An 18046-nucleotide genomic window follows, 5' to 3' on the forward strand; every position below is an offset into this window, starting at 1 on the left:
CCGCGCACGCCTCGAAGGCGACGCGCCGCAGAAGAAAATCATGACAACAGGCTTCTATTCTCACGCCGACTGTCTGCTGCACGACATGGGGCAATGGCATCCCGAGTGCCCTGCACGGCTGCAGGCAATCGAAGATCAATTGATCGCGAGCCGCATCGATGCGTTGATCGAGCGCGAGTCGCCGCCGCTCGCCGACGAAGCGGCGCTGCTACGCGTGCACACGCAAGCGCACGTCGATTACATCCGCAGCCGTTCGCCCGCCGAGGGCATGGCTGAAATCGACCCCGACACGTCGATGAATCCACATACCTTGCAGGCAGCGTTACGCGCAGCCGGCGCCGCGGTGGCCGCCACCGACGCGGTCATCGAAGGCCGCTTCGACAACGCCTTCTGCAGTGTGCGCCCGCCCGGTCATCACGCGGAGCCCGCGCGTGCGATGGGCTTCTGCTTCTTCAACAATGTCGCGATCGCCGCGCGTCATGCGCTGGAGGTGCATGGCTTGCAGCGTGTCGCGATCATCGACTTCGACGTGCACCACGGCAACGGCACCGAGGCGGCGTTTTCCGGCGACTCGCGCGTGCTGATGTGCAGCATCTTCCAGCATCCGTTCTATCCGTTCACCGGCGCCGACAATCAGGCGCCCAATATGTGCAACGTGCCGATGCCCGCGCGCTCGAAAGGCATGGCAGTGCGCGAGGCGGTGGACATGCTGTGGCTGCCTCGTCTGAATGAATTCAAGCCTGAAATGCTGTTCATTTCCGCGGGCTTCGACGCGCATCGCGAGGACGATCTCGGCAACATGGGTCTCGTCGAAGACGATTACGTGTGGATCACCGAGCAGATGCGCGACATCGCGAACCGCCACGCGCGCGGACGGATCGTAAGTTGCCTCGAAGGGGGCTACAACCTGTCCGCGCTTGGGCGCAGCGTGGTCGCACACGTGCGCGCGCTCGCCGGAATCTGACGAGCCGCGCCGCACACGCTGCGGTCGCTGGACACTGAAATGGAGCGAGCCATGAATGCCGATGCGCTGAGCGCTTCGCTGATCGAGACGGAAACCGACGCGTACGGCGTGCCGGGCGTCGTCCAACTGACGATGAACCGGCCCGACGCGTTCAACGCACTCTCAGAGTCATTGCTCGACGCATTGCAGGAAGCGTTGAACGGACTCGCTGTGTCGCAAGCGCGCGTGGTGGTGATTGCCGGCGCGGGGCGCGCGTTCTGCGCGGGACACGACCTGAAAGAGATGCGCGCCGCGCCGTCGCTTACTTATTACCAGGCGCTGTTCGCACGCTGCACGAAACTCATGATGACGATCCAGCGCTTGCCTCAGCCGGTGATCGCGCGTGTCCACGGGGTCGCGACGGCGGCCGGCTGCCAGCTCGTCGCGATGTGCGATCTGGCCGTGGCTTCGGATACCGCGCGGTTTGCCGTCTCGGGCGTGAACCTCGGCCTGTTTTGCGCGACGCCGTCGGTGCCGCTGTCGCGCAACCTCTCGCGCAAGGCCGCGCTCGAAATGTTGTTGACCGGCGATTTCATCGACGCCGCAGAGGCGAAGCAGCAGGGCCTCGTCAATCGCGTGGTGCCCGCGGACTCCCTGGATGCGGAGGTGACAAGGCTTGCCACCAGCATCTGCGCAAAGCCCGTCGAAGCCGTGACTGCCGGCAAGGGTCTGTTCTACCGGCAGCTCGAAATGGGCATCGAAGCCGCGTATCAGCTTGCGGGCCAGACCATGGCCTGCAACATGATGGACGGCTCCGCGCTCGAAGGCGTGCAGGCGTTCATCGACAAACGGCCGCCCGACTGGAAGCGCTAGCGCATGCGCTCCACTCGCTGATCGATCCACTCGATCAGTTCGCCGATAACGCGCTCGCGGTCCAGATCGTTCATCGTCTCGTGAAAGTTGCCTTCGTAGAGCCGCAGCGTCTTGTCCGGCGATCCGGCGTGGTGGCTAAAGTCGCGGCTCCCTTCGGGCTCGGTGAGCTTGTCGGCGGTGCCGTGATAGACGACGAGCGGCAAGCGCAGCGCCGCGCGGCCCGCTTCGATGCGCGCCATTGCCAGCAGCAATTCCGCACCGGTGCGCGCGGGAATCGGGCCGTGATGCACGAGCGGGTCGTTGCGGTTCGCGTCGACCACGGCAGGCACGCGCGAGAGCAGGGCGGCGTCGATTTTCATTGCCGGGAAGTTCGGCCAGACACGGCTGATCACCTGGCTCAGTTTGAGCATCCAGCCGGGCACATCGCGGCCTGGCGCGAGCGCGGGGCTCGACAGGATCAGACCGCTCACGCGTGTGCCGAGGTCGTCGCGGGCGGTGCCGGGGCGCTCGATCGCGTAAAGCGCGGCCACGGCGCCTCCCATGCTATGGCCCATCAGAAAAAGCGGCGCATGCGGTTGTGCGTGTGCCGCGGCATCGAGCAAAGCCTCTGCGTCCAGCAGGTAATCGTCGAATCGTTCGGCATATGCGCGCTTGCCGGGTGCCCGGCCATGGCCGCGCAGGTCGATTGCCACCAGTTCGACGCCGACCGCGTTGAGGCTCGCTGCCAGCGCCGAATAGCGGCCCGCGTGCTCGGCGAGTCCGTGGATCAGTGCAACCGTTGCGCGCGGCATTCCTATGACAGGCCAGCGGTATAGCGGCAATTCCACCTCGTCGGCTGTAGTGACTGACGAGCGTAATGGCTCGGCGCTTTCTGCGCCGTTCGGGTCGGCGGGAGCGATTCTGTTTTGGGAAGTCCCCATGACGGCGCGTCCGTTGGTTCTGGTTCGGCGAGATCATAGACCGCCGACATGCCGCGCGGCGAAATCGCCGCTTTGGCGCTCCTCTAATGTCAATTAGTTATGAAAGAATCGTAATTGATTATTAAAGGGAATGACGTCGCCTACGGTAGAATCGCGGGCTCAAATCCCAATAAAAGTGACGGCGGACGCTTGGTCGGGGAGCGCATGACGCTCGTCGACAAACCCGCCGTTTCGTTTTTCCATGATCGAAATACGCAATATCTCTCAGCGGTTCGCGGGACCACGGGGCTGGGTCGAGGCACTGCACAACGTCAATCTGTCGATTCCGGCGGGCGAAGTGTTCGGCATCATCGGCCGCAGCGGCGCGGGCAAGAGCACGCTTGTGCGCACCATCAACCTGCTGACGCGTCCGTCGGAAGGCAACATCGTCGTCGACGGCCGCGACCTGACCACGCTGCCCGCCTCGCAATTGCGCGAGGCACGCCGCGAAATCGGCATGATCTTCCAGCACTTCAACCTGCTGTCGTCGCGCACGGTCTACGAGAACGTCGCGCTTCCGCTCGAACTCGCCGGCATGAAGCGCGACGAGATCGAGGCGCACGTGCTGCCGCTGCTTGAACTCGTGGGCTTGTCCGCGCAGAAGGACCGCTACCCGGCGCAAATCAGCGGCGGACAGAAGCAACGGGTGGGCATCGCGCGAGCGCTCGCCAGCAAGCCGAAGGTGCTGCTCTCCGACGAAGCGACGTCCGCGCTCGATCCCGAAACCACCCGCGCGATCCTCGAACTGCTCAAGCGGATCAATCGCGAACTGAATCTGACCATCGTGTTGATCACGCATCAGATGGACGTGATCAAGCAGGTTTGCGACCGCGTCGCGGTGCTCGACGCGGGCCGCGTCGTCGAAGAGGGCAAGGTGATCGACGTGTTCCTGCAACCGCATCACGAAGTCACGCGCGCGCTGATCGGCGACGTGATCGCGCAAGAACTGCCGCCCGCGATGAAGGCGCGCGTGGCTGAGCGTCTGAAGACCGGCAGCGGTCATCTGCTGCGCCTCGCGTTCACGGGTTCGGGCGTCGATCAGCCGATTCTGTCGGAGACGATTCGCCGCTACGAGCTCGACTTCAACATCCTGCACGGCCAGATCGACGAAATCCAGGGGCAGGCGTTCGGCTCGCTCGCGGTGCTCGCGGGCGGCGAGCCGGCGAAAGTGGCGCAGGCGCTCACGTATCTGCGCGAACAGGGTGTGGTGGTGGAGGAGCTCTCGTATGTTGAGTGAAATGCTCGATATGTTCGTCCAGTCATTCTGGGAAACACTCGTCATGGTGGGCATTTCCGGACTGGTCGGCGCGCTGGTGGGGTTGCCGCTCGGCGTGCTGCTTTATCTGACTGACCGTCAAGGCGTATTGCAGAACGTCGCGGTGAATCGTGCGATGGGCGTGGTCGTTAATGCCGTGCGCTCCACGCCATTCATCATCCTGCTCGTGGCGGTGATTCCGTTCACGCGCCTCGTGGTCGGCTCGTCGATCGGCACGGCTGCGGCCGTCGTGCCGCTGACCATTGCCGCGGCGCCGTTCATCGCGCGTCTCGTCGAGACGGCGCTGCGCGAAGTCGATCGCGGCCTGATCGAGGCGGCGCAAGCAATGGGCGCGACCACCAGCCAGATCGTATTCAAGGTGTTGTTGCCGGAATCGCTGCCGGGCGTCGTCGCCGGGTTGACGATCACGTTCGTCTCGCTGGTCGGGTATTCGGCGATGGCGGGCGCGATCGGCGGCGGCGGTCTCGGCGACCTGGGCATTCGCTACGGGTATCAGCGTTTCCTGCCGGAAGTGATGTTGACGGTCGTCGTGATTCTGATCGTCTTCGTGCAGTTGGTGCAGTCGTTCGGGGATTGGCTCGTGCGTCGTCTGAGCCATAAATAATTAAAAGGTCCATCATGCAACGTCGTTTCATTCTCAAGCTCGCCGCGACACTCGGTGCCGTATCGATGTTCGCCGCCAACGCGGCTCACGCCGAAGACGCGATCAAGGTCGGCGTCACCGGCGGTCCGCACGCGCAGATCATGGAAGTCGTAAAGACTGTCGCGGCGAAGAACGGTCTGAACATCAAGATCGTCGAATTCTCCGACTACGTGCAGCCGAACGCGGCGTTGGCCGGCGGCGACCTCGACGCGAACAGCTATCAGCACGACCCGTATTTGCAGGCGCAGGTGAAGGACCGCGGCTACAAGCTGATTCGTGTCGCCGATACGGTCACGTATCCGATGGGTATCTATTCGAAGAAAGTGAAGACGCTGGCCGAGCTGCAGCCGGGCGCGAAGATCGCGGTGCCGAACGATCCGACCAACGGCGGCCGCGCGCTACTGCTGCTGCAAAAGCAGGGGCTCCTGAAGTTGCGCGCCGAGGCGGGTCTGAAGGCTACGCCGCTCGACATCGTCGACAATCCCCGGAAGCTGAAGATCGTCGAACTCGACGCCGCGCAGATTCCGCGCTCGCTCAACGATGTGGATGCTGCGGCGATCAACACCAACTTCGCCATGGAGGCCGGCCTGAAGCCGAAGCAGGACGCGATCGCGATTGAAGACCCGAAGGGTCCGTACGTGAACATCATCGCGATCCGCGAGGCCGACAAGAATAAGCCATGGGTCGCCAAGCTGGTGGCCGCCTACCATTCGCCGGAAGTGAAGCAGTTCGTCGAGGCCAAGTTCGGCGGCGCTGTGATCACGGCCTGGTGAGTTGGTCAGCTTCAGATACAGCAAGACACGTCGGCGATATGAAAATTAGAGTCGTAAGTGGGAACCCGGGGTTGTCGCCCGGGTTTTTTTGCGATTAAAATAGAACGACCGTTCGATATTGCCGTCACGCCGCTGGGGAGCGATATCCTCCTGCTAGAGCGCCCGCGACAAGGCTGCGGTGAGGCAGTCGCTATAATGTTCGTTGGGTTGACGTATTCGTAACTTTGGAGCGTGTGCATGAAAATCCTGGTGCCAGTCAAGAGAGTGGTCGATTACAACGTGAAGGTCCGAGTCAAGTCGGACGGCACGGGCGTCGACATTGCGAACGTGAAGATGTCGATGAATCCGTTCGACGAAATCGCGGTTGAAGAAGCAGTGCGTCTCAAAGAAGCAGGCGTGGCGACCGAAGTGATCGCGGTGTCGGCCGGCGTCACGCAATCGCAGGAAACGCTGCGCACGGCGCTCGCCATCGGCGCGGACCGCGCGATCCTGATCGAGTCGGCGGAAGAATTGCAGCCGCTGGCGGTCGCCAAGCTGCTGAAGGCGCTGGTCGACAAGGAGCAGCCGCAACTGGTGATTCTCGGCAAGCAGGCCATCGACGACGATTCGAACCAGACCGGTCAGATGCTTGCCGCACTCGCTGGCCTGCCGCAGGCAACGTTCGCGTCGAAGGTTGTCGTAGCCGACGGCAAGGCAACGGTTTCTCGCGAAGTGGATGGCGGTGCCGAAACGCTGTCGCTCACGCTGCCCGCCGTGGTCACCACCGATCTGCGCCTGAACGAGCCGCGTTACGTGACGCTGCCGAACATCATGAAGGCCAAGAAAAAGCCGCTCGAAACGATCAAGCCTGAAGACCTCGGCGTCGATGTCACGCCGCGTCTGAAAACGCTCAAGGTTGTCGAGCCGCCCAAGCGCTCCGCCGGCGTGATGGTGCCGGATGTGAAGACGCTGGTCGCGAAGCTGAAGACCGAAGCCAAGGTGCTGTGAGCAGCACACGGAGACGAATGAAATGACGAATCTTGTGAATCTTGTAATAGCAGAACACGACAACGCGTCGATCAAGGCTGCGACGCTGCACACGATTGCAGCCGCGCAGAAAGTCGGCGGCGATATTCATGTGCTGGTCGCAGGTCAGAATGCGCAGGCTGCAGCGGATGCGGCGGCGAAGATCGCCGGCGTTTCCAAAGTGTTGCTGGCCGACGCGCCGCAACTGGCCGCAGGGCTCGCTGAAAACATCGAAGCAACGGTGCTGAATATCGCGAAGGACTACTCGCACATCTTCGCGCCGGCCACCGCCTACGGCAAGAACATCGCGCCGCGTATTGCAGCGAAGCTCGACGTCGCGCAGATCAGCGATATCACCGCAGTCGACTCCGCCGACACGTTCGAGCGCCCGATCTACGCGGGTAACGCCATTGCCACGGTGCAGTCGGCTGATCCGATCAAGGTCATCACCGTACGCACGACGGGCTTCGACGCAGTTGCAGCCGAAGGCGGCAGCGCGACGGTAGAGAAGATCGAAGCCGCCGCGGACGCGGGCATCTCGCAGTTCGTCAGCCGTGAAGTGACGAAGCTGGATCGTCCTGAACTGACGTCGGCGAAGATCATCGTTTCGGGCGGGCGCGGCCTGGGCAACGGCGAGAACTACACGAAGGTGCTCGAGCCGCTGGCCGACAAGCTGAACGCGGCGCTGGGTGCATCGCGTGCGGCAGTGGACGCGGGCTTCGTGCCGAACGACTATCAGGTCGGCCAGACCGGCAAGATCGTTGCGCCGCAACTGTACGTGGCAGTAGGTATCTCGGGCGCGATCCAGCATCTGGCCGGCATGAAGGACAGCAAGGTGATCGTCGCCATCAACAAGGATCCGGAGGCGCCGATTTTTAGCGTCGCCGATTATGGTCTAGTGGGTGATCTGTTCACGCTGGTGCCCGAACTCGTCAGCGAACTCGGCTAAGCGTCCGAGCGCCATATAAAAGCCATTTAAAGGCGTTTGGCGACATACGAAGGGCGCGGGACCAACAAGTCCGGCGCCCTTTTTCCATCAAGGCAGGAGGAGAACAAAATGAGCTATACGGCGCCCATCAAGGACATGCTGTTCGTGATGAAGGAACTGGCGGATCTCGAACAGATCGCGACGCTGCCGGGCTTCGAGGACGCGAATCTGGACACCGCCCAAGCCGTGCTGGAAGAGTCGGCGAAACTGTGCGGCGAAGTGCTGGCTCCGCTGAACGTCGAAGGCGATCGCAATCCGAGCAGTTGGAAAGACGGCGTAGTCACCGCGACGCCGGGCTTCAAGGAAGCGTTCCGCCAGTTTGCCGAAGGCGGCTGGCAGGGCGTGCAGCATCCCGTCGACTATGAAGGTCAGGGTCTGCCCAAGCTGATCGCGACCGGGTGCATCGAAATGCTGAACGCGTCGAATCTGTCGTTCGCGCTCTGTCCTTTGCTGACGGACGGCGCGATCGAAGCGCTGCTGACCGCCGGCACCGACGCGCAGAAACAGACCTATGTGCCCAAGCTGGTTTCCGGCGAATGGACCGGCACGATGAACCTCACCGAGCCGCAGGCCGGCTCGGATCTTTCGCTCGTGCGCACGCGCGCCGAGCCGCAAGGCGACGGTTCGTTCAAGCTGTTCGGCACGAAAATTTTCATCACGTGGGGCGAGCACGACATGGCGAAGAACATCGCGCATCTCGTGCTGGCGCGCACGCCGAACGCGCCTGAAGGCGTGAAGGGCATTTCGCTCTTTATCGTTCCAAAGTTTCTGGTCAATGAAGACGGTTCGCTCGGCGAGCGTAACGACGTGCATTGCGTATCGATCGAACACAAGCTCGGCATCAAGGCGAGCCCGACCGCCGTACTGCAATTCGGCGATCACGGCGGCGCGACCGGGCATCTGATCGGCGAGGAAAATCGCGGCCTCGAGTACATGTTCATCATGATGAACGCGGCTCGTTTTGCCGTGGGCATGCAGGGCGTCGGCGTGTCGGATCGCGCGTATCAGAAGGCGGTGGCGTATGCGAAGGACCGCGTACAAAGCCGTCCCGTCGACGGCTCTGCAAAACAGCCGGTCGCGATCATTCAGCATCCGGACGTGCGCCGCATGCTGTCGACAATGCGCGCGCTCACGGAAGCGTCGCGCGCACTCGCTTACGTCGCGGCAGGGCATTGCGACATCGCGCATCGTCATCCGGACGAAGCGACCCGTGCGCGGCACCAGGCGATCTACGAATTCCTCGTGCCGATCGTAAAGGGCTGGAGCACCGAGCTGTCGATCGACGTAGCGAGCCTCGGCGTGCAGGTGCATGGCGGCATGGGTTACATCGAGGAAACGGGCGCCGCGCAGTATTACCGCGATGCCCGCATCCTGCCGATCTACGAAGGTACGACCGCGATACAGGCCAACGATCTGATCGGCCGCAAGACGGTGCGCGACGGCGGCAAGCTAGCGAAGTCGCTGCTTGCGGGCGTCGCGGAGACCGTCGAATCGCTCGGTGCGCAGCAAGGCCCGGCGTTCGACTCGATGAAGAAGTATCTCGGGCAGGGACAGCGCTCGTTGAACGCCGCGGTCGATTTCGTCGTCGCGAACACGAAAGACGATCCGAACGCCGTGTTTGCCGGCAGCGTGCCTTATCTGAAGCTCGCCGGGATTGTGCTCGGCGGTTGGCAGATGGCGCGCGCACTGCTCGCCGCCGCTCAGAAGCGCGACGAAGATCCGGCGTTCTACGGCGCGAAAATCGCGACCGCGCAATTCTATGCAGAGCATGTGTTGCCGCTCGCGTCCGCGCTCGAAGCGTCGATTGTCAACGCGAAGGGTGGCGAGGGCGTGCTGGCTTTGTCGGCGGACCAGTTCTGACGCGGTCTGACGTTAGACATTGCTCTGCAAATGCAAACGGCGCCTTGTAGCAAGGCGCCGTTTGTATTTGGCGAGCGCTTCGTGCAATCACGAACCGACTGGCGGCGCGCTCTGCGTCAAGTCTCGCATGCTCTCACCGTCGCGCTTCACGCATAAGCCGGACGATGCGCGCCGCCGGTGTCGCCGAGATAGCGATGTACCGACAGATCGTCTGCCTTGATGGCGGGCTGCTTGCCCGAGATGACGTCGGCGAGCAATTGGCCCGAACCGCACGACATTGTCCAGCCAAGCGTGCCGTGGCCTGTGTTCAGGAACAGATTTGCCACAGGCGTGCGGCCGACGATCGGTGTGCCGTCCGGCGTCATGGGCCGCAGCCCGGTCCAGAAGCTCGCCTTCGACGTATCGCCGCCGCCCGGGAACAGGTCGTTCACGCACAGTTCCAGCGTTTCACGGCGCGCCTGGCGCAACGACTTGTCGAAGCCGACGATCTCAGCCATGCCGCCCACGCGAATCCGGTTGTCGAAACGGGTGATCGCGATCTTGTACGTTTCGTCCAGCACCGTGGAAACCGGCGCGGCGGCTTCGTTGACGATGGGCGCCGTGATCGAGTAGCCCTTCAGCGGATACACCGGAATCTTCACGAGACCGGACAGAAATTTCGTCGAATAGGAACCCAGCGCGACGACGAATGAATCGGCGCGAACCAGTTCGTTGCCGCATTGCACTCCGGCAATGCGGTCGCCGGCCATGGCGAGTGCGTCGATCGGCGTGTTGTAGCGGAATTTGACACCCAGTTGCTCGGCCAGCGCGGCAAGGCGCGTGGTGAACATCTGACAGTCGCCGGTTTCGTCGCCGGGCAAGCGCAGACCGCCGGTCAGCTTATGGGAGACGGCGGCAAGCGCCGGTTCCGCCTGCGCCAGTTCGGCTGCCGACAGCAGCTCGTACGCTACATTGGCTTCGCGCAGCACCGCGATGTCTTTGGCCGCGCCGTCGAATTGCTGCTGCGTGCGGAATACCTGCAGTGTGCCGCCAGTGCGGCCTTCATACTGGATGCCGGTCTCCGCCCGCAGCGCCTGCAGGCAATCGCGGCTGTATTCGGCAAGTCGGACCATGCGGCCTTTGTTGACCGCATAGCGTGACTCGGTGCAGTTCTGCAGCATTTGCCACATCCATTGCAGCTGGAACTGCGTGCCGTCGAGGCGGATTGCGAGCGGTGCGTGTTTCTGGAACATCCACTTGACGGCTTTCAGCGGCACGCCAGGTGCGGCCCACGGCGACGCATAACCCGGCGAGATCTGACCGGCGTTGGCAAAACTTGTTTCGAGCGCCGGGCCGGCTTCCCGATCGATAACGGTCACTTCATGACCCGCTCGCGCGAGGTAATACGCGCTCGTCACGCCGACGACGCCACTGCCCAAAACGACGACTCGCATAGCTGCTCCGGAAAATTTGCAAGATTCGCGGGCGGTGCGCTCGTTCATTCGTGTGAGTTCGTGCGATTAACGAGGTGTAACGCGGTGCGCCCAGTGTTAACCGCTATACTATGGTCGAACTTGTAGGTTTTGTTATTGTATTTTTGCGATTTTTAGAAGAAACACTATGCGCACGCAACGCCAGCCCGTCCGAGCTCTCGACAAGCTCGATCACAAGATTCTTCGTCTGCTGCAGCAGGATGGCCGCATGGCCATGAAAGACCTCGCGGAGCAGGTCGGGCTGTCGGTCACGCCGTGTATCGAGCGCGTCAAGCGCATGGAGCGCGACGGCGTCATTACCGGCTACTACGCGCGCGTGAATCCGGCGGAACTGGGCGCGGCACTGCTCGTGTTCGTAGAGATCACGCTGGATCACAAAAGCGGCAACATGTTCGACCAGTTTCGGCGCGAAGTGCAGAAAATCCCCGAGGTGCTCGAATGTCACCTCGTGTCGGGCGACTTCGATTATCTGATCAAGGCGCGTATCGGCGAAATGGCCGACTACCGCAAGCTGCTGGGCGACATCTTGCTGCAGCTTCCCGGCGCGGTGCAGTCGAAAAGCTATGTCGTTATGGAAGAGATCAAGGAAACGCTGACGATTCCGGTGGGAGACGAAGGCGCGCGCTAGTTGATCGCAGGGCTCGACAAACGGCGTAAACACTGTATATTTATACAGGTGTTTTGCGCCGTTTTTCGTTCGTCTCTCGCTAGCCGTGACCAAACCTGATAACCCTTCCGCCCGCGAGTTTCCAATCGCACCGCCAGCGCCTCGCAAAGGGCGCGGTGCAGTAACGAATTTGCAGGGCCGCTATGAAGTCGACCACCGCGAAGCGGTAGACGACGGCTGGCTGGCAATCCCAGACGAAGAGGGAGGTCCGAAGGTTCTGCGCACGCAGGTTTTCGAGGAAAGGGCGAAGAGCATCCTCACGCGCAATAGCTCGCCGGATATTCCGTTCGGCGTGTCGCTGAATCCGTACCGTGGTTGCGAGCACGGGTGTATCTATTGTTTCGCGCGGCCCACGCATAGCTATCTGGGGCTCTCGCCAGGACTCGACTTCGAAAGCCGGATCTATGCGAAGGTCAATGCGCCTGAATTGCTGGAGCGCGAACTCTCAACGAAATCCTATGAGCCCGAGCCCATCGCACTCGGCGTTAATACCGACGCCTGGCAACCCGCGGAACGCGATTGGCGGCTCACGCGGCGCGTGGTCGAGGTGCTCAGCGAGCGCAATCATCCGTTTGCAGCCATCACGAAGTCGTCGCTGATCGAGCGCGATCTGGATCTGCTGGCGCCCATGGCGGCTCGTGGCCAGTTCATGGCAGCCATCACGATCACTACGCTAGACGCCGATATTGCCCGTACGCTGGAGCCGCGCGCGGCTGCGCCGTCGCGACGGCTTCGCACCATCCGCACATTGAGCGAGGCCGGCATTCCGGTCGGCGTGAGCATTGCGCCCGTCATTCCGTTTGTCACCGAGCCCGACATGGAGCGCGTGCTCGAGGCGTGCGCGGAAGCCGGCGCCTGCAATGCGAGTTATATCGTGCTCCGGTTACCGTGGGAGGTCGCGCCGCTTTTCAAAGACTGGCTTGCCGCGCATTTTCCCGACCGCGCTGAGCGGGTCATGGCGCGCGTGCGCGATATGCGCGGCGGTAAAGACTACGACTCGTCTTTTTCTGCCCGCATGAAGGGCGAAGGTTTATGGGCCGATCTGCTCAAGCAGCGTTTCCAGAAAGCGGTGCGCCGTTTAGGGCTGAACCAGCGCGACCGGGGCATTCTGGATATGTCGCACTTCCGGCGAAACGAGGCGCAGCGCGTTCCGGCGGCGATTCCGGACAATCCGCAACTCGATCTTTTCTAGCAAATTGCGCGGCGCGCCGCAGTTATTGCGAAAGCGCTTTGGCCGCCTGCACTTGCCCCTCGAAGTAGGTCTGGAAGGAAATGGCGAGACCGGTCATCAACAGGAAGGCCCCGATCAGCAGCGAAAAGATCACCACAAAGATTACGGTCCAGCCGGAGCGGCTGGTGCGCTGCGTGTGCGCGTTGAACTGCCTGTCCCACTTTTCGTCGGGGCGCAGGCCGTAGACGATCGCGGCAAGGAATGCAGCCAGAAGCGAAACGGCGCCAGGAAACGCCAGGACCCAGCCGAGCATTGAAGTGCGTTCGCTGGCTACCAGCAGCATCGCGCCAGGAATGCCGATCAGCGTGCCGATCACATGAGCCCAGCCGTAAATGTCGCGCGGTCCGTACAGGTAAAAGCGATGCGCGCCGAGGGTGCCCAGGAAAAATGCCAGTGCGGCAGTGATGGTTTTGGATCGAAAGTAAGTCGAGGTCGAAACAGGCTTGGACATGTAGGCGAGGGCAGAGTAACGGGCGGTCAGTAACGCGGGCCGAAGAGTGTGGCCAAGGGCGCGGCGCACCGTTGCCGCGGACCGTCGCGCATTCTACGCCGCTCGCATGCGACCGGTCACGCGGCGTACGGCCTCAGGGAGCGCGGGCGCGTTGCCCTCTGCCTTGTTGGCTCCTATGTTGGGGGCACTGCCGGGTCGGATCGACTGCTGGCCTGAAATGCGCAGCGGCCGAACGGGCGTTCAAGGCGCAGAGTAAGTGACGCGATAGATAGCGCCGGCGTAGTCGTCGCTGATAAGCAGTGACCCGTCGGGCAGCGGCAGCACATCGGCCGGGCGACCCCAGACGGTTTCTCCCGGCTGCAGCCATCCCTCGGCGAACACTTCCTGACGCGCATGGCTGCCGTCCGGCTCCGTGACGACGCGCACCACACGGTAGCCGGACTTCTTGCTTCGATTCCAGGAGCCGTGCTCGGCGACGAAAATGTTGGCGCGGTAGTCGGGCGGGAACATGGAACCGCTATAGAAACGCATGCCGAGCGCGGCGACGTGCGCACCTAGCTTGGCGACGGGCGGCGTGAACGCGCTGCATGGGTGGCCCTCGCCGAATTCCGGGTCGGGTATGACGCCGGCGTGGCAGTACGGAAAGCCGAAGTCCATGCCGACGCGCGGGGCGCGGTTGAGTTCGTCATCGGGTGCGTCGTCGCCCAGCAGGTCGCGGCCGTTATCGGTGAACCAAAGTTCGTGCGTCGCCGGATGCCAGGCAAAACCGACCGTATTGCGCACGCCGCGCGCCATGACTTCGTAGTGGCTGCCGTCAGGGTCCATGCGGCCGATCATCGCGTAGCGGTCGCGGTCTTTCGCGCAGACGTTGCAGGGCGCGCCTTGCGGCACGTAAAGCTTGCCGTCCGGTCCGAAAGCAATGAATTTTGCGCCATGATGAGTCTCGCCCGGCAGTTTGTCCGTCACCACGACTGGCTTGGGCGGCGCATTGAGGCGCGTGTCTATCGAGTCGAAGCGTAAAATCTTCGACACCGCGGAGACGTACAGCGCACCGTTGTGCCAGGCCACGCCGACCGGAGCCTCCAGGCCCGAGGCCACTACATGGCGCCCGGCGGCGTGTCCGTCCCGCAACTGGAGCGCGTACACGTGGCCGTCGAGACTGCCTATATATAGAACGCCAGTTGGCGACAACGTCATGGCGCGCGCACTCGGCACGGCGTCCGACAAAACCTCTATGCGAAAGCCGGCCGGAAGCTTGATGCGTTCGACGGGCGGTGCGGCGAACCCATTGCAGGCGAAGCAAGCCAGGAGCCCTGCCGCTACGGCGCGAAAACCGCGAGAGAGCGGAGCGTTCGCGATCCGACGGGCGAAAAGGAGGACTACGAGAGCGGCTCGCGACAGTGATTCCACAGGGCATTCCGTCAGGTTTTTCGGGCGTCTGGGCGCCGTTGGCCGCCCGCGCTGTATGGGCGGCGCAGCCGCGCTGCTCAGTTTATCCCGGTAAGTGTTTGTTATGGCGTCAGTTTCCCGCTATAATCGCGTGTTTCAGTCGTTCCGAACCCCGGTTTTCAAGGATTCTAGTATGGTCATCATCCGCTTGGCTCGTGGCGGCTCCAAGAAGCGCCCGTTCTACAACATCGTCGCAACCGACTCGCGTAACCGTCGTGACGGCCGCTTCATCGAGCGCGTTGGCTTTTACAACCCGGTCGCTACGAAGGGCGAAGCCCTGCGTATCGCTCAAGACCGCCTGACGTACTGGCAAGGCGTTGGCGCACAACTGTCGCCGACCGTCGAGCGTCTCGTGAAAGAAGCGCAAAAGGCGCAGCCGGCTGCTTAATGGTAGCTCGCATGCGGATCGTCGTCGGTTTGGCTGGCGGCTCGCGCAACTTGCATGAGCAGTCCGATACGCAAGATGTTTTGCCGAAGCAGGCGTCGAAGTTCGTAGTGAGGCTCAATCATGTCCGAGCGTGATTCCGGAAGTTCAGGTCGCGTAAAGGCCAAAGAGCCGACACAAGAGCTGCCGAAAGGTGCGAGCTCACGTGCAAAGACGTCTGGTCAGGCGCCATTCGGTGCATTCGTCCGCAAGCCGGTCGAACGGGCCGAAGGCAAGGCGAAAGTCAATGTTGCAAACGCCGGTTCCGAGGCAGCAGCAATGCGCGCGGAAACGGCGGAGAGTTGGCCGGTCGACGCAGTGGAGGTCGGCGCAATCGTCGACGCATACGGTCTCAAAGGCTGGGTCAAGGTAGCGGCTCATGCGGATGCCGGCCATGGCGGCGACGCTTTGCTCAGTGCAAAGCGCTGGTGGCTGATGAAAGGCCGCGAGCGGAAGTCGGCGCCGTCATTGCAGGCGAAAACGCATAGCGACAGTGTGGTGGCCCATCTGGGCGGCGTCACTGACCGTGATGCGGCGTTGTCACTGCGCGGCTCTCGCGTCTATATCAGCCGCAGCGAATTTCCGGCGCTGGAAGCCGACGAATTCTACTGGGTCGACCTGCTCGGCCTGGATGTGGTGAACCTTGCCGGCGTCAACTTGGGCAAGGTGGCAGACATGATCGACAACGGTGCGCATTCGGTTTTGCGCGTCGAATATGCGGCAGCCGACAAAACCGGCAAGCCGGTCACTGCCGAGCGTTTGATCCCGTTCGTCGGTGTGTTCGTCAAGACGGTCGACCAGGCGGCAAAGCAGATCGTCGTCGACTGGGAAGCTGATTATTGACAGTTCAGCAAATCGAGTTCGCTAAAACGGAGAGAGCGATGCAGTTCGATGTCGTCACGCTCTTTCCCGAAATGTTTCGTGCACTGACCGACTGGGGCATTACCAGCCGGGCAGCAAAGCAGGAGCGCTATGGGTTGCGCACGTGGAATCCGCGTGATTTCACAACCGACAACTACCGCACAATCGACGATCGCCCATACGGCGGCGGCCCCGGCATGGTCATGCTGGCGAAGCCGCTGGAAGATGCGATTGGTGCAGCAAAGGCGGCGCAGGCGGAGCAGGGCATCGGCGCGCCGCGCGTGGTCATGATGTCGCCGCAAGGCGCCACGTTGAATCACGAGCGTGTCATGAAATTCGCCGCGCAGCCGGGGCTCATTCTGCTGTGCGGGCGCTACGAAGCGATCGATCAGCGCTTGCTCGACCGCGTTGTCGACGAAGAAGTCAGTCTTGGCGACTTCGTGCTGTCGGGCGGAGAGTTACCCGCCATGGCCTTGATGGATGCGGTCGTGCGCCAGCTGCCGGGCGTGCTCAATGATTCGCAGTCGGCGGTGCAGGACAGTTTTGTCGACGTGCTGCTCGATTGTCCGCACTACACGCGTCCCGAGGAATATCAAGGTGTGCGCGTGCCTGATGTGCTGCTTGGCGGCCATCACGCGGAGATCGAAGCGTGGCGTCGGCGCGAGGCGTTGCGAAACACGTTGCACAAGCGGCCTGACCTGATCGTCAAGGCTAGAAAGAACAAGATGTTGAGCCGTGCCGACGAGGCATGGCTTGCAAGTCTCGCGAAGGAAGAGCCGAAGGCGTAAAGCCCCGGTCTTTCAAGCGGACACCAGGCGGCGCCGCACATGCGTGTACGGCGCCTGATGTGAACCCATCCTCTATCGGGGCCGTAGCCGGGCATTTTCATGCGAGGCAGGTACGAACGCCGACAAGATGGACTTAGGAGTCAGTGATGAATCTGATTGCAAAACTCGAGCAGGAAGAAATTGCGCGCGCCCTCGGCGAAAAGACCATTCCCGAATTCGCTCCTGGCGATACGGTGATCGTCAGCGTGAACGTGGTTGAAGGTACGCGTAAGCGTGTTCAGGCTTACGAAGGCGTCGTGATCGCCAAGCGTAACCGTGGTCTGAATTCGTCGTTCATCGTCCGTAAGATTTCGTCGGGCGAAGGCGTCGAGCGTACGTTCCAGACGTACTCGCCGCTGCTGGCAAGCATCGTCGTGAAGCGTCGTGGCGATGTGCGTCGTGCGAAGCTGTACTACCTGCGCGACCGTTCGGGCAAGTCGGCTCGAATCAAGGAAAAGCTGGTCTCGAAAGACCGCGCTGCTTCCCAGGCGTAAATGCTGTAAGAAAAAGCACCCCTCGCGGGTGCTTTTTTGTTTGCCAGGTCAAAATAGCGGCATCGCCTCTACCGCTCATTCGAGAGATCCGTTGATCCGCCCCGTCTTTGAACCTGAAACTCTGCCTGTCGAAGCGACCGGCGCCCACTTGCCGCCAGTACCCGCGGAGCGTCTTACGCCCGATGGTCTGCGCCGCCGTTTCAAGCAGCATCTTTGCTGGACACCCGAGCCAATCGTCGAGGCGCCGTGGCGCAATACACAGGGCGATCCGCGTGTCGCCTCTGTCTTGGTGCCGCTCGTGATCCGCGCGAATGGCTTGACGGTGCTGCTCACGCAGCGCGCCGATCATCTTAACGACCACGCGGGCCAAGTGAGCTTCCCCGGTGGCCGGCAGGAACCGTTCGATGCCGATGCCACAGCAACCGCTTTGCGCGAAGCGCAGGAAGAAGTGGGCCTTGCGCCGTCGCGCGTGGAAGTGCTGGGCGCGCTGCCCGATTATCTGACCGGCACTGGTTTTCGCGTCACGCCGGTAATCGGCCTTGTGCATCCGCCGTTCGCATTGAAAGCGGATGCGCTGGAGGTCGCGGAAGTATTCGAAGTGCCGCTCGCATTTCTGATGAACCCGGCGCATCACGAAGAGCGCGTGTTCCGGTACGAAGGAGGCGAACGGCGTTTCTTCGCTATGCCGTACCCGCGCGGCGCGTCACTGGAGGCGGCTGAAAAAGACGACGGCACGGGCAGCCACTATTTCATCTGGGGCGCGACTGCCGCCATGCTGCGCAATTTCTATCGCTTTCTGACGGCTTGAGGCGAGGCGTCGCTCGGGGTCGTGGGGTGTTTGGCAACGTCC

The 18046-nt window shown here is 62.3% G+C and carries 19 protein-coding genes; 15 read left to right on the top strand and 4 right to left on the bottom strand.

What is annotated here, in order from left to right:
* Window positions 1–40 precede the first annotated feature (40 nt).
* Both JMY24_RS01945 and JMY24_RS01950 read left to right on the top strand, forming a co-directional pair.
* Entirely contained in the window at window positions 41–964 is a 924-nt protein-coding gene (locus tag JMY24_RS01945; protein WP_128595632.1) for a histone deacetylase family protein, read from the top strand.
* Window positions 965–1015: 51 nt separating this feature from the next.
* Window positions 1016–1816, top strand: coding sequence for an enoyl-CoA hydratase (locus tag JMY24_RS01950; RefSeq protein ID WP_128595631.1), 801 nt, complete (start codon window positions 1016–1018; stop codon window positions 1814–1816).
* On the opposite strand, the gene JMY24_RS01955 is transcribed toward JMY24_RS01950, so the two are convergent.
* Complete coding sequence (locus tag JMY24_RS01955) at window positions 1813–2736, bottom strand: alpha/beta hydrolase (RefSeq protein ID WP_128595630.1); 924 nt, start codon at window positions 2734–2736, stop codon at window positions 1813–1815. The genes JMY24_RS01950 and JMY24_RS01955 overlap by 4 nt on opposite strands.
* Window positions 2737–2977: 241 nt before the next feature.
* Between JMY24_RS01955 and JMY24_RS01960 the strand changes: the two genes are divergently transcribed.
* The 6 genes from JMY24_RS01960 to JMY24_RS01985 all read left to right on the top strand — a co-directional run bounded on the left by JMY24_RS01960 (window position 2978) and on the right by JMY24_RS01985 (window position 9320).
* The gene (locus JMY24_RS01960; RefSeq protein WP_128595629.1) at window positions 2978–4012 is read left to right on the top strand and encodes a methionine ABC transporter ATP-binding protein; all 1035 of its coding nucleotides are present in this window, start codon (window positions 2978–2980) and stop codon (window positions 4010–4012) included.
* Window positions 4002–4655 carry a methionine ABC transporter permease gene (locus tag JMY24_RS01965; protein ID WP_073427182.1) on the top strand — a complete coding sequence of 218 codons (654 nt, stop codon included), beginning with the start codon at window positions 4002–4004 and terminating at the stop codon, window positions 4653–4655. The genes JMY24_RS01960 and JMY24_RS01965 overlap by 11 nt, the downstream gene beginning before the upstream one ends.
* A 14-nt stretch (window positions 4656–4669) precedes the next feature.
* Complete coding sequence (locus JMY24_RS01970) at window positions 4670–5467, top strand: MetQ/NlpA family ABC transporter substrate-binding protein (protein ID WP_128595628.1); 798 nt, start codon at window positions 4670–4672, stop codon at window positions 5465–5467.
* A gap of 237 nt (window positions 5468–5704) precedes the next feature.
* Entirely contained in the window at window positions 5705–6454 is a 750-nt protein-coding gene (locus JMY24_RS01975) for an electron transfer flavoprotein subunit beta/FixA family protein (RefSeq protein ID WP_201701341.1), read from the top strand.
* A 22-nt stretch (window positions 6455–6476) separates the two neighbouring features.
* Window positions 6477–7421: an electron transfer flavoprotein subunit alpha/FixB family protein gene (locus tag JMY24_RS01980; protein ID WP_201701342.1), complete on the top strand. Its 945-nt coding sequence runs from the start codon at window positions 6477–6479 to the stop codon at window positions 7419–7421.
* A 108-nt stretch (window positions 7422–7529) separates the two neighbouring features.
* On the top strand, window positions 7530–9320 hold the full coding sequence (locus tag JMY24_RS01985; protein ID WP_128595627.1) for an acyl-CoA dehydrogenase: 1791 nt from the start codon (window positions 7530–7532) through the stop codon (window positions 9318–9320).
* Window positions 9321–9466: 146 nt separating this feature from the next.
* On the opposite strand, the gene JMY24_RS01990 is transcribed toward JMY24_RS01985, so the two are convergent.
* On the bottom strand, window positions 9467–10753 hold the full coding sequence (locus tag JMY24_RS01990) for a D-amino acid dehydrogenase (protein WP_128588430.1): 1287 nt from the start codon (window positions 10751–10753) through the stop codon (window positions 9467–9469).
* Window positions 10754–10919: 166 nt separating this feature from the next.
* Here JMY24_RS01990 and JMY24_RS01995 point away from each other — a divergent pair, with 166 nt between their 5' ends.
* Together JMY24_RS01995 and JMY24_RS02000 are read left to right on the top strand one after the other, a co-directional pair.
* On the top strand, window positions 10920–11420 hold the full coding sequence (locus tag JMY24_RS01995) for an Lrp/AsnC ligand binding domain-containing protein (protein ID WP_128588432.1): 501 nt from the start codon (window positions 10920–10922) through the stop codon (window positions 11418–11420).
* Between the two features lie 85 nt (window positions 11421–11505).
* A complete protein-coding gene (locus JMY24_RS02000; protein ID WP_128595626.1) occupies window positions 11506–12651 on the top strand; it encodes a PA0069 family radical SAM protein in 1146 nt (381 codons plus the stop codon).
* Between the two features lie 22 nt (window positions 12652–12673).
* On the opposite strand, the gene JMY24_RS02005 is transcribed toward JMY24_RS02000, so the two are convergent.
* Both JMY24_RS02005 and JMY24_RS02010 read right to left on the bottom strand, forming a co-directional pair.
* Window positions 12674–13141, bottom strand: a complete 468-nt coding sequence (locus JMY24_RS02005; protein WP_128588443.1) for an NINE protein — start codon at window positions 13139–13141, stop codon at window positions 12674–12676.
* A 240-nt stretch (window positions 13142–13381) separates the two neighbouring features.
* Window positions 13382–14500 carry a PQQ-dependent sugar dehydrogenase gene (locus JMY24_RS02010; protein ID WP_413231223.1) on the bottom strand — a complete coding sequence of 373 codons (1119 nt, stop codon included), beginning with the start codon at window positions 14498–14500 and terminating at the stop codon, window positions 13382–13384.
* Window positions 14501–14723: 223 nt separating this feature from the next.
* On the opposite strand from JMY24_RS02010, the gene rpsP reads away from it, so the two are divergent.
* The 5 genes from rpsP to JMY24_RS02035 all read left to right on the top strand — a co-directional run bounded on the left by rpsP (window position 14724) and on the right by JMY24_RS02035 (window position 18004).
* Window positions 14724–14978 carry a 30S ribosomal protein S16 gene (rpsP, locus tag JMY24_RS02015; protein ID WP_025600315.1) on the top strand — a complete coding sequence of 85 codons (255 nt, stop codon included), beginning with the start codon at window positions 14724–14726 and terminating at the stop codon, window positions 14976–14978.
* A 120-nt stretch (window positions 14979–15098) separates the two neighbouring features.
* Window positions 15099–15857, top strand: a complete 759-nt coding sequence (gene rimM / locus JMY24_RS02020; protein WP_128588437.1) for a ribosome maturation factor RimM — start codon at window positions 15099–15101, stop codon at window positions 15855–15857.
* Between the two features lie 38 nt (window positions 15858–15895).
* Window positions 15896–16663, top strand: a complete 768-nt coding sequence (trmD, locus tag JMY24_RS02025; protein WP_128588439.1) for a tRNA (guanosine(37)-N1)-methyltransferase TrmD — start codon at window positions 15896–15898, stop codon at window positions 16661–16663.
* Between the two features lie 146 nt (window positions 16664–16809).
* Window positions 16810–17196, top strand: coding sequence for a 50S ribosomal protein L19 (rplS, locus tag JMY24_RS02030; RefSeq protein ID WP_020069334.1), 387 nt, complete (start codon window positions 16810–16812; stop codon window positions 17194–17196).
* A gap of 91 nt (window positions 17197–17287) precedes the next feature.
* Window positions 17288–18004, top strand: a complete 717-nt coding sequence (locus JMY24_RS02035) for a CoA pyrophosphatase (RefSeq protein ID WP_128595624.1) — start codon at window positions 17288–17290, stop codon at window positions 18002–18004.
* The last annotated feature ends 42 nt before the right edge of the window (window positions 18005–18046 follow it).

The sequence above is a fragment of the Paraburkholderia kirstenboschensis genome (assembly GCF_904848585.1).
Classification (GTDB): Bacteria; Pseudomonadota; Gammaproteobacteria; order Burkholderiales; family Burkholderiaceae; genus Paraburkholderia; species Paraburkholderia kirstenboschensis.

Excerpts from the sequence above, each read along its gene's own strand:
- rimM (WP_128588437.1), top strand. The coding sequence starts at position 15,099 with ATGTCCGAGCGTGATTCCGGAAGTTCAGGTCGCGTAAAGGCCAAAGAG.
- JMY24_RS01980 (WP_201701342.1), top strand. The coding sequence starts at position 6,477 with ATGACGAATCTTGTGAATCTTGTAATAGCAGAACACGACAACGCGTCG.
- JMY24_RS01945 (WP_128595632.1), top strand. The coding sequence starts at position 41 with ATGACAACAGGCTTCTATTCTCACGCCGACTGTCTGCTGCACGACATG.
- JMY24_RS01950 (WP_128595631.1), top strand. The coding sequence starts at position 1,016 with ATGAATGCCGATGCGCTGAGCGCTTCGCTGATCGAGACGGAAACCGAC.
- JMY24_RS01990 (WP_128588430.1), bottom strand. The coding sequence starts at position 10,753 with ATGCGAGTCGTCGTTTTGGGCAGTGGCGTCGTCGGCGTGACGAGCGCG.
- rpsP (WP_025600315.1), top strand. The coding sequence starts at position 14,724 with ATGGTCATCATCCGCTTGGCTCGTGGCGGCTCCAAGAAGCGCCCGTTC.
- JMY24_RS01965 (WP_073427182.1), top strand. The coding sequence starts at position 4,002 with ATGTTGAGTGAAATGCTCGATATGTTCGTCCAGTCATTCTGGGAAACA.
- trmD (WP_128588439.1), top strand. The coding sequence starts at position 15,896 with ATGCAGTTCGATGTCGTCACGCTCTTTCCCGAAATGTTTCGTGCACTG.
- JMY24_RS01955 (WP_128595630.1), bottom strand. The coding sequence starts at position 2,736 with ATGGGGACTTCCCAAAACAGAATCGCTCCCGCCGACCCGAACGGCGCA.
- JMY24_RS01975 (WP_201701341.1), top strand. The coding sequence starts at position 5,705 with ATGAAAATCCTGGTGCCAGTCAAGAGAGTGGTCGATTACAACGTGAAG.
- JMY24_RS01960 (WP_128595629.1), top strand. The coding sequence starts at position 2,978 with ATGATCGAAATACGCAATATCTCTCAGCGGTTCGCGGGACCACGGGGC.
- JMY24_RS01995 (WP_128588432.1), top strand. The coding sequence starts at position 10,920 with ATGCGCACGCAACGCCAGCCCGTCCGAGCTCTCGACAAGCTCGATCAC.
- JMY24_RS02005 (WP_128588443.1), bottom strand. The coding sequence starts at position 13,141 with ATGTCCAAGCCTGTTTCGACCTCGACTTACTTTCGATCCAAAACCATC.
- rplS (WP_020069334.1), top strand. The coding sequence starts at position 16,810 with ATGAATCTGATTGCAAAACTCGAGCAGGAAGAAATTGCGCGCGCCCTC.
- JMY24_RS01970 (WP_128595628.1), top strand. The coding sequence starts at position 4,670 with ATGCAACGTCGTTTCATTCTCAAGCTCGCCGCGACACTCGGTGCCGTA.
- JMY24_RS01985 (WP_128595627.1), top strand. The coding sequence starts at position 7,530 with ATGAGCTATACGGCGCCCATCAAGGACATGCTGTTCGTGATGAAGGAA.